The 12,278-nt window shown below is 62.3% G+C and carries 13 protein-coding genes and 1 pseudogene; 11 read left to right on the top strand and 3 right to left on the bottom strand.

Annotation, left to right across the window (positions count from 1 at the left end; translation table 11 throughout):
* Positions 1–93 precede the first annotated feature (93 nt).
* Entirely contained in the window at positions 94–504 is a 411-nt protein-coding gene (locus JQ553_RS19355) for a DUF3658 domain-containing protein (RefSeq protein WP_212501601.1), read from the top strand.
* A gap of 39 nt (positions 505–543) precedes the next feature.
* Here JQ553_RS19355 and JQ553_RS19350 read toward each other — a convergent pair whose 3' ends face one another.
* Positions 544–1,404 carry a sulfite exporter TauE/SafE family protein gene (locus JQ553_RS19350; protein WP_212501600.1) on the bottom strand — a complete coding sequence of 287 codons (861 nt, stop codon included), beginning with the start codon at positions 1,402–1,404 and terminating at the stop codon, positions 544–546.
* A 135-nt stretch (positions 1,405–1,539) separates the two neighbouring features.
* On the opposite strand from JQ553_RS19350, the gene JQ553_RS19345 reads away from it, so the two are divergent.
* The 5 genes from JQ553_RS19345 to JQ553_RS19325 all read left to right on the top strand — a co-directional run bounded on the left by JQ553_RS19345 (position 1,540) and on the right by JQ553_RS19325 (position 6,133).
* Positions 1,540–2,472 (top strand): LysR substrate-binding domain-containing protein, encoded by a 933-nt coding sequence (locus tag JQ553_RS19345; protein WP_212501599.1) that lies wholly within the window; start codon positions 1,540–1,542, stop codon positions 2,470–2,472.
* A gap of 223 nt (positions 2,473–2,695) precedes the next feature.
* Positions 2,696–3,094 (top strand): succinate dehydrogenase, cytochrome b556 subunit, encoded by a 399-nt coding sequence (gene sdhC / locus JQ553_RS19340; RefSeq protein ID WP_212501598.1) that lies wholly within the window; start codon positions 2,696–2,698, stop codon positions 3,092–3,094.
* A gap of 14 nt (positions 3,095–3,108) precedes the next feature.
* Complete coding sequence (gene sdhD / locus JQ553_RS19335; protein WP_212501964.1) at positions 3,109–3,483, top strand: succinate dehydrogenase, hydrophobic membrane anchor protein; 375 nt, start codon at positions 3,109–3,111, stop codon at positions 3,481–3,483.
* A 3-nt stretch (positions 3,484–3,486) separates the two neighbouring features.
* Positions 3,487–5,328 (top strand): succinate dehydrogenase flavoprotein subunit, encoded by a 1,842-nt coding sequence (gene sdhA / locus JQ553_RS19330; RefSeq protein ID WP_212501597.1) that lies wholly within the window; start codon positions 3,487–3,489, stop codon positions 5,326–5,328.
* Positions 5,329–5,347: 19 nt separating this feature from the next.
* Positions 5,348–6,133, top strand: a complete 786-nt coding sequence (locus JQ553_RS19325) for a succinate dehydrogenase iron-sulfur subunit (protein ID WP_212501596.1) — start codon at positions 5,348–5,350, stop codon at positions 6,131–6,133.
* Between the two features lie 193 nt (positions 6,134–6,326).
* On the opposite strand, the gene JQ553_RS19320 is transcribed toward JQ553_RS19325, so the two are convergent.
* Entirely contained in the window at positions 6,327–7,541 is a 1,215-nt protein-coding gene (locus JQ553_RS19320) for a Fic family protein (RefSeq protein WP_212501595.1), read from the bottom strand.
* Between the two features lie 847 nt (positions 7,542–8,388).
* Here JQ553_RS19320 and JQ553_RS19315 point away from each other — a divergent pair.
* Both JQ553_RS19315 and dinB read left to right on the top strand, forming a co-directional pair.
* The gene (locus tag JQ553_RS19315) at positions 8,389–8,649 is read left to right on the top strand and encodes a hypothetical protein (RefSeq protein ID WP_212501594.1); all 261 of its coding nucleotides are present in this window, start codon (positions 8,389–8,391) and stop codon (positions 8,647–8,649) included.
* Between the two features lie 51 nt (positions 8,650–8,700).
* Positions 8,701–9,810: a DNA polymerase IV gene (dinB, locus tag JQ553_RS19310; protein ID WP_212501593.1), complete on the top strand. Its 1,110-nt coding sequence runs from the start codon at positions 8,701–8,703 to the stop codon at positions 9,808–9,810.
* A 70-nt stretch (positions 9,811–9,880) separates the two neighbouring features.
* Here the strand turns inward: dinB and JQ553_RS19305 are convergent, their stop codons facing one another.
* Complete coding sequence (locus JQ553_RS19305; protein WP_212501592.1) at positions 9,881–10,348, bottom strand: metallophosphoesterase family protein; 468 nt, start codon at positions 10,346–10,348, stop codon at positions 9,881–9,883.
* Positions 10,349–10,655: 307 nt separating this feature from the next.
* Here JQ553_RS19305 and JQ553_RS19300 point away from each other — a divergent pair, with 307 nt between their 5' ends.
* The 3 genes and pseudogenes from JQ553_RS19300 to JQ553_RS19290 all read left to right on the top strand — a co-directional run bounded on the left by JQ553_RS19300 (position 10,656) and on the right by JQ553_RS19290 (position 12,235).
* The gene (locus JQ553_RS19300) at positions 10,656–11,024 is read left to right on the top strand and encodes a hypothetical protein (protein ID WP_312015169.1); all 369 of its coding nucleotides are present in this window, start codon (positions 10,656–10,658) and stop codon (positions 11,022–11,024) included.
* A 31-nt stretch (positions 11,025–11,055) separates the two neighbouring features.
* Positions 11,056–11,503: pseudogene (locus tag JQ553_RS19295) on the top strand (hypothetical protein).
* A gap of 3 nt (positions 11,504–11,506) precedes the next feature.
* Positions 11,507–12,235 (top strand): SOS response-associated peptidase, encoded by a 729-nt coding sequence (locus JQ553_RS19290; RefSeq protein WP_212501590.1) that lies wholly within the window; start codon positions 11,507–11,509, stop codon positions 12,233–12,235.
* Positions 12,236–12,278 lie beyond the last annotated feature (43 nt).

Here is a 12,278-nt window from a genome sequence, read left to right as displayed (position 1 = left end):
GGGGAATGTGTGGACCAAGACCAATCGGAAGAAATTCTCGAGTATCTGCTCGAGGCAGCCGTCGAACTTGACGAAGCGCGAGCGGCACTGGATTTGCTTGCGGATCAGGACAAGGACGCCGCCTCTCTCAAGGCGATGATCATCAAGCTCAACTCCAAACTGCTCCGAACGATCTTTGACCGGTTTCCCGATCTTGTCCCCTTCGAGGAGTTTCCGGAAATCAGCAGCTCGCTCCGGTGGGATCAGGTTCAGCTTCCGCCGTCGGTATCGGAGGCTCAGATCGATGAGATCATCTTGTCGGTCATGTTGCCTGGATGGCGCAAGATGGCTCTCATCATCTCAGGGGCGATCGAGCGGGGCGAAGAGCTCGGCCTGAAGAATCCTGACGAAATCTTCGCCGCACGCATTCAAGCCTTGGTTGAAGCCGACCGACTCGAAGGTCAAGGCGACCTCCGCAAGTGGCGCCACAGCGAGGTCAGATTGAAGATCCAGGCCATGCACTAGGTTCGAGGCTCTCACGTCGGTCTCCCGGCTCCGGGTCCGTTAATGTCCGCCAAGCAGACTTATGACGAACCGGCCGCCGACGATGAAGAGGTAGGCGCCGAACGCCATCTCCAGGGCCCGTTTTGAGAGCGCGTGTGCTACCCTCACCCCGAGCGGCGCCGTGACCAGCGTCGTCGGCATCACCAGGAGCGCGCCGATCAACGAGACGTAGCCGAGCGCAAACGGCAATTGGAGAGCGGCGACTTCGGGGAAGCGCGCGGCGGCGGGCCAGCCGGCATAGACATATCCGAGCGCGCCGGGGATCGAGATCAGCACCGCAAGCGCCGACGAGGTTGCGACCGCCTGGTGGATCGGCCGGCCGTAGAACGTCATCAGGAGGTTTGCAAACAGGCCGCCGCCGATCCCCATCAGTGTCGACAGGAGGCCGACGAAGAAGCCGTAGATCCGCATCAGGAAGCCTTTCGGCACGTCGTCGCCGAGCTTCCAGGTGTCCCGCGCCAGCAGCAGCCGCGCCGCGGCCGACCACGCCACCATCACGAACACGATCTTGAACAGCCGTTCCGGCGCGAAACGCGCGGTGACGCTGCCGGCCACGACACCAATCAGGATCGGTAGCCACCACCGCCTGAGGATGGTCATGTCGACTGCGCCCCTCAGATAGTGAGCGCGGAACGAGCTCAACGAGGTCGGGATGATGATGGCGAGCGAGGTCCCGATGCAGAGCGGCATCCGCACCTCGAGCGGCACGCCGGCGAGACGGAAGCATTCGTAAAACACCGGCACCAGGATCGCACCGCCGCCAATGCCGAACAGTCCGGCGAGAAATCCGGACAGGCCGCCGACCGCGATCAGCAATAGCGCGAGTTCAAGAAGTTCTTTGGGGTCGAGGCCGGCCATCATGTCCTTGCGTGTCAGCGTTTACGGCCTGCAACCACCGCAAAGCAAGCCCAACGGCCGCTAACCTAGCCCTTCCTGAAATCCGGGAGTATCCAGCCTGCTCGGCAGGCTCTCTTGCGAAACGCGGAAGGATGAAACTTGGACCAGCTTGCGGCGATGGCGACCTTTGTCCGGGCGGTGGATACCGGCAGCCTGTCGGCGGCGGCACGATCGCTCTCGAGTTCGCTGACCTCGGTCAGCCGCCAGATCTCGGCGCTGGAGGAGCACTTCGGAACGCGCCTGCTGTTGCGCACCACGCGTCAGCTTGCGCTGACCGACGACGGCCGGCTGCTCTATGAGCGTGCAAAATTGATCCTCGGCGAGGTCAAGGAAGTCGAAGCAGCACTGTCGCGCGACCGACACCAGCCATCGGGACGGATCCGGGTCAGTTCACCAAGCCTGATGGGACGGCTCGTGATCGCACCATTGCTCGCCGAATTTCTGCGCCGCTATCCGGCGCTTTCAGTCGAACTGCTGCTGGTCGACCGGCCCGTCGACATGGTCGAGGAAGACATCCATCTGGCGCTTCGCGTTGGCCGCTTACGCGATTCGCAATTGGTCGCACGCAGGCTCGCCGATCTGCGCATGATCGTCTGTGCATCGCCCGACTATCTGGCACGTCGCGGCGTGCCAGATACGCCGCATGATCTCGCCGCGCACGACTGCTTGGTATTCTCGGACACGCCCGGCCGCGCCGAATGGCGCTTCGCCGACGACACGAAGGCGGGCCGCAAAATCCGCATAACCGGTCGGCTCTGGATGAATAGCCTCGATGCGCTGGTGGGAGCGGCGAAGGAAGGCGCGGGCATCGTCCGCGTGCCGTCATGGCAGGTTGAGGGAGATCTCGCCACTGGACGTCTGCGATGTCTCCTCGCGGATTACGAGCCATCACCGACACCGCTCAATCTGATCTTCCAGCCCTCCCGGCTGGCATCGCCAAAGATCAGGGCTTTTGTCGATTATCTCGTCGAGCGGTGGCGCGTCATCAATCCGTTCGGTGCGCAATCGTCCGGATCAGACACCGATTCCTAAAGCAAATATTTATTATTCATTTCTTCGGCACATCGCGCCTCTCGCGTCTCTGTGGTATACCAACCTATTGATCGATTGCGCTTCACAGCGTTGTAGCAATGAATTCAAGTTCGGTTGACCGTGATTTGGCCGTTGCGCGGAGTGATTCGACTACGTAAATAGAATCAATCTACCGCGTTCCCAATGGGCCCAGCCGCGGTCCCACACAACATAAAGCCGCCGAATGACCGCCAGGATCGAACGACCGCTTTCGCCCCATATACAAACCTATCGCTGGACCTTGACGATGGCGCTGTCGATCGTCCACCGCGCCACAGGGATAGCCCTCTATTTTGGTACGCTTCTGCTCGCCTGGTGGTTGATCGCGGCCGCATCCGGCCCCACCGCCTACGCCAACGTCCAGGCCTTCACCGGCAGCTTCATCGGCAAGCTGATCGTGTTCGGCTACACATGGTCCCTCATGCATCATCTGTTCAGCGGGATCAGGCATCTCGTCTGGGACCTCGGCTACGGCTTCAAGGCCAACGAGCGCGAAGCGTTGAGTTGGGGTGCGCTGGTTGCGGGCATCTCGCTGACCGTGCTGGTCTGGATCATCGCCTACGCGGTCGGGGGTGGACGATGAGCGGTCCTTCGTCGATGCGCACGCCGCTGGCGCGCGTCCGCAGTCTCGGCGCCTCGCATAGCGGCACGTCCGACTTCTGGCGCCAGCGCCTCACCGCGGCTGCCATGGTGCTGCTGATCGTGCCTGTGATCGTCGTCGTGATCATGCTGCTCGGCCGCAACCAGGCCGGTGCGGCGCAGATCCTCGGCTCACTGCCGATCGCCATCATTCTCCTGCTTTTCATCGTCGCCAGCACCTGGCACATGAAGATCGGCATGCAGGTCGTGATTGAAGACTATGTGCATCATGAGAAGCTGAAACTCGCCAGCATCATGGCCAACAATTTCTTCTGTTTTGCGGTGGCGACGGCCTCGATCTACGCAATCCTTAAATTGTCGTCGGGAGTATGACCCATGGCCGGTGAAGGTAACGGCAAGGCCACAAACGGCGGTGGCCCGTCCACGAACGGCAAGGCATACCCAATCCAGGACCACACCTTTGATGTCGTCGTGGTCGGCGCCGGCGGCGCGGGCCTGCGCGCGGTGGTCGGCTGCTCGGAGGCCGGCCTGCGCACCGCCTGCATCACCAAGGTGTTTCCGACCCGCTCGCACACCGTCGCGGCGCAGGGCGGCATCTCGGCCTCGCTCGGCAACATGCATCCGGACGACTGGCGCTGGCATATGTACGACACCGTGAAAGGGTCGGACTGGCTCGGCGATCAGGACGCGATCGAATACATGGTGCGCAATGCGCCCGATGCGGTCTACGAGCTCGAGCATTGGGGCGTGCCGTTCTCGCGCACCGAGGACGGCAAGATCTATCAGCGCCCGTTCGGCGGCATGACGATCGACTACGGCAAGAGCCAGGCGCAGCGCACCTGCGCCGCCGCCGATCGCACCGGCCATGCCATGCTGCACACGATGTACGGCCAGTCGCTGCGCCATGCCGCGGAATTCTTCATCGAGTTCTTCGCCATCGACCTGATCATGGACGATCAGGGTGTCTGCCGTGGCGTGGTCGCGCTCAGGCTCGATGACGGAACGCTGCATCGTTTCCGCGCGCAGACCACGATTCTGGCGACCGGCGGCTATGGCCGCGCCTATGCCTCCTGCACTTCGGCGCACACCTGCACCGGTGACGGTGGCGGCATGGTGCTGCGCGCCGGCCTGCCGCTCCAGGACATGGAGTTCGTGCAGTTCCATCCGACCGGCATATACGGGTCGGGCTGCCTCGTCACCGAAGGCGCGCGCGGCGAAGGCGGTTATCTCGTCAATTCCGAGGGCGAGCGCTTCATGGAGCGCTACGCGCCCTCGGCCAAGGACCTCGCTTCACGCGACGTCGTTTCGCGCGCGATGACGATCGAGATCCGCGAAGGCCGCGGCGTCGGCAAGAAGAAGGATCACATCTTCCTGCACCTCGATCACCTCGATCCGAAGGTGCTGCACGAGCGGCTGCCCGGCATTTCCGAATCGGCGAAGATCTTCGCCAATGTCGACGTCACCCGCGAGCCGATCCCGATCCTGCCGACCGTGCACTACAACATGGGCGGCATCGCCACGAACTACCACGCGGAGGTATTGACCAAGCGCAACGGCGACGACAATTCGGTGGTGCCGGGCCTGATGGCAATCGGCGAAGCGGCCTGCGTGTCCGTGCACGGCGCCAACCGTCTCGGCTCCAACTCGCTGATCGATCTCGTGGTGTTCGGCCGCGCGGCGGCGCTGCGCTGCGCCGAGAAGCTGACCGCGAACGCCAAGCAGCCGGAACTGCCGAAGGATTCGGCCGACCGCGCGCTCGAACGGCTAGATCACTTCCGCCATGCATCCGGCGGCACGCCGACCGCGAAGCTTCGCGACAGCATGCAGCATGTGATGCAAAACAATTGCGCGGTATTCCGCACCGGCGACCTGCTGCAGGAAGGGCAGAACCTGATCCACAAGGTGTATGGCGGCGTCACCGACGTCTCTGTCTCGGATCGCTCGCTGGTGTGGAACTCCGATCTCATCGAGACGCTCGAATTCGACAATCTGATCGTGCAGGCGGTCGTGACGATGGATTCGGCCGCAAACCGCACCGAAAGCCGCGGCGCGCATGCCCGCGAGGATTTCGCCGCGCGCGACGACAAGAACTGGATGAAGCACACGCTGGCATGGATCGATCCGAGTGGAAAGACCGCGATCGACTACCGTCCGGTGCACAGCTACACGATGACCAATGACGTGCAGTACATCCCGCCGAAGGCGCGGGTCTACTGAGAACGAAAGCTAGGCAGGCATGGTTGAATTCGCACTTCCGAAGAATTCCAGGATCAGCGGCGGCAAGACCTGGCCGAAGCCGGCAGGCGCGACGGAAACCCGCGAATTCAGGGTGTATCGCTGGAATCCAGACGACGGCAAGAACCCGAGCGTCGATACCTACTATGTCGATGTTCATGATTGCGGCCCGATGGTGCTCGATGGACTGATCTGGATCAAGAACCACATCGATCCGACGCTGACGTTCCGCCGCTCCTGCCGCGAGGGGGTGTGCGGCTCCTGCGCGATGAACATCGACGGCCAGAACACGCTTGCCTGCACCAAGTCGATGCACGACGTGGCCTCGGGCGGCGCGGTGAAGATCAATCCGCTGCCGCACCAGCCGGTCGTGAAGGACCTCGTCCCCGACCTCACCAACTTCTACGCCCAATACGCCTCGATCGAGCCGTGGCTGAAGACCACCACGCCGACGCCGCAGAAGGAATGGAGGCAGAGTCACGAGGACCGCGAGAAGCTCGACGGCCTCTATGAATGCATCCTCTGCGCCTGCTGCTCGACCTCCTGCCCGAGCTACTGGTGGAACAGCGACCGCTTCCTCGGCCCCGCCGCGCTGTTGCAGGCGACGCGCTGGGTCACCGACTCGCGCGACGAGGCGACCGGCGAGCGGCTCGACAATCTCGAGGATCCGTTCCGCCTCTATCGGTGTCACACGATCATGAACTGCGCCAAGGCATGCCCGAAGGGCCTCAACCCCTCCGAGGCGATTGCCGAGCTGAAGTTCAAGCTGGTCGAACGCCAGGTCTGAGCGGGTGTTCGCTTGCCGGGCGTCAGGTGTCTGGCGACAATTAAGTCTTGGCTAGACAATTAAGTTTTGGCTCGACAATTAAGTCTTGGCAAAGCGGTGGCGTGATCTAGGAGAGGTCGATGCCTTTCTCTTTCGCCCAAGATACCAGGTTGGCAACGCGATAGGCTGCGTGCGCGCCAACCCAGCAGGGAACTCATTCCGCGGTCGCGTCCGGCGCCCCTTCGGCGGGCAAGATGGGCTCTTCGCCGAACGGGCGGTTGATGATGTTCAGCGCCTCGCTTGCAGCGTAGATGCGGTTGCGTGAGTAGCCTGTGCGCTCCGCGAGGATACCCGCCTCCTCCAACTGCGCGATAGCCTGGTGCGCCTGAGGAGGACTTATTCCGAGGAGTTCGCCGAGCCTTTTGGCGGTAACGACCGGATAGTGGGGCAGTTCTTCGAGCGCACGCGCGGCGGCCGACCCCTTTCTGAACTTGCGACGATCGCTCCACCGATCGGAAAGCTCGGTCAGTGCCGTGCGCGTCTTCATGAGCTCATCGACCGTTCCGGTCACGGCGTCCGCCATGAAGGCAATGATCGGCTGCCAGTCGAGCCGCTGCTGCGCGTCCTTCAACGATGAGTAGTAGGCGCCCTTCTTCGCCTCGATATACGGCGACAGGTAGAGAGGCACGTGCTTCTCCGCCGCCATCATCAGCGGAAGAAGCAGGCGACCGACGCGACCGTTGCCGTCGCGAAACGGGTGGACCGCCTCGAAATGAGTATGGGCGATGGCCATCCGGGTGATGAGGCCCTGGGTCATCTGCTGCATTCCCTCGTTACGGAGGTAGTCGACCGTCTGGGCGAGACAGCCCGGCACGTCGTCGGGCGGTGGCGGATTCATACTCGAATATGCGATGTTGCCGCCTCCACCGATCCACACGACGCGCGTGCGGAATTCGCCCGGAACGTCCTGGTAGTCGGGATCGTCCTTCATGACCGCGCGATGCAGATCCTTCACCAGCTCGATCGTGAAGATGCGGTCTCCGTCTTTCGCCGCCATCGGGATGAAATCGTCGAGCGCGACGGCGTAATTGCGCACTTGGCGCGCGGCGTCCTCGGCATCGTCGCCGCCCGTCTCCTCGACCGACAGGATCTCGTCGAGCGTGCTTTGGGTGCCCTCGATCGACGACGAACTCACCGCCTCTCGACGGGTCAGGATCCGACTGACGATATAGGGGTCCTTCATCTGCGCTGCGATGGTGTCAATCTTTCCCAGCGCCCCTCGGGCATCGTCGAGTGCCTTCGCTGCCTGGGCAATCGGGACGCCATCCTCTGGAGGTGGCGGCGGAATGATCCCATAATGGGAGGCATAGGGCGCAGGAAGCCGCTTCAGGGTCTCCCGGATCGCGTGACTGAGATCGCTGCGCTTCATGGCAAACCTAATTTGATGCCTGTTTTGCTATTTATAATTAGGTTTATTGAATAAAGCCATAACACAGACCCTGTTTTGGAGGCCTCCTTAGGGTTCCATGAGATCGCAGCTTGGCCAGATCACCCGCTTTTCAACTGCCCACTTGGCAGTATTTGTGGTAATATAGCACCCGATCAAGAATCCTCGTACGACGGCCTTTCTGGCAACCGTAAGTGCCCTGAAGCACCCCATAGTGGCTTCTGCACCTCTCTGTCGGCGACATCGACAATCGTCGATCGGCACCTTGATCTGCGAGATCGGCCGCGCGTCCCGTCGGGAGCGGCTATCCCCAGCAGCAGCGGTTTCGGCGTCGATGAGATCATCATTATCGGCATGCTGATCATGATCATCTCGATCGTGGTGCTGATGCTGGTGCTGCCGATGATGATGATCATCACCGCGGTCGACATGTCGACACCTGCCGAAGGCAGTGCATGCCTATAAGCAGGTTCTAATCCGAGCGACCAGCGCGCGCCGGCGCATGAGCGCGGTTTTGGCGCGCAACCGAAATGCAGGTGCGGCTTCGACTAGCTTTTGGATGTGGAGCGCGATCTGCGCCGTTCCAACTACTCCGCGCCGCTGTCTCGATAGCCACCAAGGAGGCGGTCGTCTCGTCTTGTAGCCGTTTCCATTCCGGCCTTGGCGACCAGCAAGAAGGAAGACCTCGCGCTGGCCGCCTAGATTGGTGCACGGGAAGGCGCAACACGTGGACAATCTGCAGCTGCCTCAGTTGCGAATCCCTGCCCTGCGCTAACCGGCCGGAACGATGGCCGGACGCGGCGGATTCCCTACCGGCAAGGAGCTATCAATGTTGATGTTTAGACGGCCCGCTATCCGAACGCTGCGGGGCTGGGCCATCTCGGTGCTCGATGAAGCCGGCGCCATCCATGAATGCGAGGAGCACGGCTGGAAGCAGGATCGAGCCGACCCGCACGCTCGCGACCGCGCCTTCGATATCGCCCGCCGGGATCCGCCGGCCGGGGTTTCTCCGGAGGCGGCTGCCATCGAGATCGCCGGGGTGCTGGACTCCATCGGCGACACATGCCCGGAGTGCCGGCCTTCGGATTGAGGACCAGTACGCCGCCGCGACTTGGCAGTTGGCTCCCTGTACAATGGTCGCATGGCTTCACCCGGTCCAGAGCGAGGCATTTCGACGGCGCCGCATCGCAAGATCATCCACATCGACATGGACGCCTTCTATGCGTCGGTCGAGCAGCGGGACAATCCGGACCTGCGCGGCAGACCCGTTGCGGTCGGCGGCTCTGAGCAGCGCGGCGTCGTCGCCGCTGCGAGCTACGAAGCCCGGAAGTTCGGCGTGCGGTCTGCGATGCCTTCGGTTACTGCGAAACGGCAGTGTCCAGACCTGATCTTTGTGAAGCCGCGTTTCGAAGTCTACAAGGCCATCAGCCGGCAAATCCGCGAGATTTTCGCCGAGCACACCCTCATCATCGAGCCGCTGTCGCTGGACGAAGCCTATCTCGATGTGACCGAGAACCTGCAAGGCATTCCCCTCGCTCGCGACGTTGCGCTGCGGATCCGCGAAAAGATCAAGGCCGAGACCGGCCTCAACGCTTCTGCGGGGATCAGCTACAACAAATTCCTGGCTAAGCTGGCCTCCGATCACCGCAAGCCAAACGGGCAATACGTGATCTCTCCAGAGATGGGACCGAGCTTCGTCGAAGCGTTGCCGGTCGGCAAATTTCACGGCATCGGTCCAGCCACGAGCGCGAAGATGAACGGCCTCGGCATCTTCACCGGAATGGACATTCGCAATCAGACGCTGGAGTTCATGAACGCCAATTTCGGCAAGTCGGGCACCTACTACTACTGGATTTCGCGCGGGGTCGACGACCGGCCCGTCCGCGCCAATCGTATTCGCAAGTCCATCGGCGCGGAGAACACGTTCTCGGCCGACCTCACGACTTTCGACGCCATGGTCGCCGAGCTTCGGCCGCTGATCGACAAAATTTGGCGCCACTGTGAGAGCACCGGCAACCGGGGTAGGACCGTGACGCTCAAGATCAAATTCTTCGATTTTGAGATCATCACGCGGAGCCGCTCAGTCCCGACGATCGTGTCGAGCCGGCACGACTTGGAGAGCTTGGCGGTCGCCCTGCTGCAGGCAGACATGCCCTTCCCCAAGTCAGTCCGCCTGCTAGGCGTGTCCCTGTCCTCGCTGCAAACGCAGGTTGACGACGAAGCCGTACCTCAGCTCGATCTGCCCATCTGACGCAGCACATGATGCGCGTGCACTCCTTCGCGAGACGTTGGAATTTCCACCTGGCTGTGACGCGCTCGACCTATCCGACTTCAAGATCGTGGATGATCGGGTTCAGTCCGTCGGGCGTGACTTCGAGGTTTGCAAGGGTGATCGGCAGATTGAAGCGTCGGCGCCCGGCGCTTCCGGGATTCACGTAGAGCAAGCCGTTTTCGGTATTGATCCTCGGCACGTGGGAGTGCCCGGAAACAATGACATCGATCCCCTCAGCTACAGGATCGATCTGCAGGGTGTTCAGGTCATGCAGAACATAGATCAGACGTCCAGCGAGCTGCACGAACTCGGTATCGGCAAAGGCAGTGGCCCACGCGCCCGTGTCCACGTTCCCTCTGATCGCCGTGACGGGGGCAATCCTCCGTAGCGCGGTAATGATCTCGGGATCGCCGATGTCGCCGCCGTGAATGATGTGATCGACATGAGCCAGCATGCGAAGAGCCTCCGGCCTAAGCACGCCGTGCGTATTCGAGATGATGCCGATCGTGAAGGTCATCGAAGCGTCCCCCAGTACTCTATCACGCGTTGAGCCACAGCAAGGCGATCTGCAAAATTCGCGTTTTCTTGAAGCACCACCGATCCCCCGGACATCAGTCCACCTAAGCCGACGTTCTCCGGACCCCCGCGGATGGCTTCGCGGCGGCCTGATCCATACTCGGCACTCGGCCTCGAGGCGAACAGGACGACCGATTCATCCACCCTCCCACAGGCGACATTTTCGAACGGGCGGGCTCGACTTGTTCTTGTTATGTTCTATAATCGTGGTCATGACCGATCGGCCTGCTAGTTGGCGCTTTCCGACCATGAAACAGATCCAGAAGCTGGCCAACGCCCCTGTCGTCGGCAAAAACGCCTCGCCGGCGCCGGCCGTCGGTCCAGCCGACGACTTGCCCTCCGCATACTGGCAAGCGCTCTTCAAGGACCCCCGCGCCGACGCCGCTTGCGCCAAAAGACTGGTCCAGGAATGCAGCCTGTCCGAGATCGGCCGCCACGTGCTGCGGGTCTCCTGCAGCCGCTGCGCCAGGATCGTTGAGATTCAGAAGGCCGACGCCGTCCGCCTCTACGGCCCCCACGTCGTCTGGAAGGACGTTGGTCAAAAACTACTAAACAACACCTGCACGCAGCGCACCGGACGGCATGAGGAAGACGGTTGCTGGCCGTCGTTCGAATAGCGCGCCGAGCGGCACACCACGCTAGGCTCGGATGGCTCCTCGCTACCACCCCACGCCCCTCTCCGGAGGAGATCGAAAGGCCCTCGAAAGAGTTGGGCAAAGCCCGCGCGATGACGACGATGCTCGCCGGACAGGCGGCGGATGCCCGGGCCAAAGGCGAGGCGCTGATCCGCCAAGCCGACGCGCTGCTCTGCGAGTCATGGAACGAGAAGATGTGGGCCAACGGTGGCCCGATCGATCCTTCGCCGACGGTCGATCAGGCCGTGAACGGAGGCCACCGTTGGCTCCAGATCGAATGCTCGCGCTGCCGGACGAAGCGAGAGGTCGATCTCACAGCGCTGCGCCACCCGCCGACGACTGCCGTCCACGACCTAGCGAGCCGGCTTCGCTGCAGCAAATGTGCTAAGGCCGGACGCCGGCCGCCCGCCACGCTCCTGCAACTGACGCCCCTACCCCGCCAGGCCGCTCCGGAGACTTGACCTGTGTGCAATCTCTACTCGATGACGAAGAACGTCGATGCGATCCGGCGCTTGTTCGGTGCGCTCAACAGCCGCGTCGGCAACCTCCCGTCGATGCCCGGCATCTATCCCGACTATCCGGCGCCGATCGTACGCAACGCGGCGGAGGGACGCGAGATCGCGATGGCGCGATGGGGCATGCCGGGCTCGCAGCGCGCGCTGATGGACGCGACGAAGAAGCGGGCGGAAAAGCTGCAGGCCAAGGGCAAGACCATCGACTTCAAGGAGCTCCTCCGGATGGAGCCGGATTCCGGAACCACCAACATTCGCAACGTGTCCAGTGCGCATTGGAAGCGTTGGCTTGATCCGGAGAACCGCTGCCTGGTGCCGTTCACGTCGTTCAGCGAATACGACACCATCGACGGCAAAAAGACACCGGTGTGGTTCGCTCCGAGTGAGACCCGGCCGCTGCTCGCGTTCGCCGGCCTCTGGACCAACTGGACCAGCGTCAGGAAAGCCAAGGAAGGCGAAGTCACCGCCGACATCTACGCGTTCCTGACCACCGAGCCGAACGCCGAGGTGAAGCGCGTGCATCCCAAGGCGATGCCCGTTATTCTGACGACAGCCGAGGAGCGCGACATCTGGATGCGCGCCCCTTGGGACGAGGCCAAGACGCTGCAGCGACCGCTTCCGGACGGCGCGCTGCAAATCGTCGCGACCGGTGAGAAGGAAGACCCGGCGTCGGCCACATAGGGTTCTGCACAGCCCGATGGAACACGTGGACTAGCCGGAGCCT

This window comes from Bradyrhizobium lablabi (assembly GCF_018131005.1).
In the GTDB taxonomy this organism is placed as follows: domain Bacteria; phylum Pseudomonadota; class Alphaproteobacteria; order Rhizobiales; family Xanthobacteraceae; genus Bradyrhizobium; species Bradyrhizobium lablabi_D.
Note: the sequence above shows the minus strand (reverse complement) of the source record. Positions and strands in the feature narration are given on the sequence as shown.

Coding starts and splice junctions, on each gene's coding strand:
- JQ553_RS19315 (WP_212501594.1), top strand. CDS start 8,389: ATGTTGATGTTTAGACGGCCCGCTATCCGAACGCTGCGGGGCTGGGCC.
- dinB (WP_212501593.1), top strand. CDS start 8,701: ATGGCTTCACCCGGTCCAGAGCGAGGCATTTCGACGGCGCCGCATCGC.
- JQ553_RS19300 (WP_312015169.1), top strand. CDS start 10,656: ATGAAACAGATCCAGAAGCTGGCCAACGCCCCTGTCGTCGGCAAAAAC.
- JQ553_RS19350 (WP_212501600.1), bottom strand. CDS start 1,404: ATGATGGCCGGCCTCGACCCCAAAGAACTTCTTGAACTCGCGCTATTG.
- JQ553_RS19320 (WP_212501595.1), bottom strand. CDS start 7,541: ATGAAGCGCAGCGATCTCAGTCACGCGATCCGGGAGACCCTGAAGCGG.
- sdhC (WP_212501598.1), top strand. CDS start 2,696: ATGACCGCCAGGATCGAACGACCGCTTTCGCCCCATATACAAACCTAT.
- JQ553_RS19325 (WP_212501596.1), top strand. CDS start 5,348: ATGGTTGAATTCGCACTTCCGAAGAATTCCAGGATCAGCGGCGGCAAG.
- sdhA (WP_212501597.1), top strand. CDS start 3,487: ATGGCCGGTGAAGGTAACGGCAAGGCCACAAACGGCGGTGGCCCGTCC.
- JQ553_RS19305 (WP_212501592.1), bottom strand. CDS start 10,348: ATGACCTTCACGATCGGCATCATCTCGAATACGCACGGCGTGCTTAGG.
- sdhD (WP_212501964.1), top strand. CDS start 3,109: ATGCGCACGCCGCTGGCGCGCGTCCGCAGTCTCGGCGCCTCGCATAGC.